Source organism: Blautia luti, from assembly GCF_013304735.1.
Lineage (GTDB): Bacteria > Bacillota > Clostridia > Lachnospirales > Lachnospiraceae > Blautia_A.
In genome coordinates this window covers 1-350 of record NZ_JAAITI010000117.1, presented here as the reverse complement: position 1 = coordinate 350, position 350 = coordinate 1, and the positions used below count along the sequence as shown (strand labels likewise).

The window sequence follows — 350 nt, the reverse complement described above, 5'->3', positions numbered from 1 at the left end:
TCCTTGGGTTTATATTCACTTTGTTGATTATAGCGACTGCATACTGTTACCATGATTGGGTACAGGTTGCATTCCTGTTTTCGCTGAGTGTTATTCTGTATCTGATCCTGTTTGCAGGAGTGCTCGTAGATGCTGTACTGGACATGACAAGAGAACGTATTATTGATTTTATTATATCGTGAGGAGGATATGAAAATGAGCAAAAACAATGATTATATTCAGTTACCACCACTAAAAAAAGACACACCGTCCGATGTGATAGCATTTATGTGGGAGTACATGAAAGTACCGGAGGATTCAAGAGAAAAAGTTAAGAATCTGCTTAAAGATGCAAATGAAAATGGCGTAAA

General features: G+C 37.4%; 1 pseudogene. It reads left to right on the top strand.

The features are described from left to right. A pseudogene (locus G5B06_RS18715) lies at nucleotides 1–182 on the top strand (hypothetical protein); the annotation flags it as partial. Between the last annotated feature and the right edge of the window lie 168 nt (nucleotides 183–350).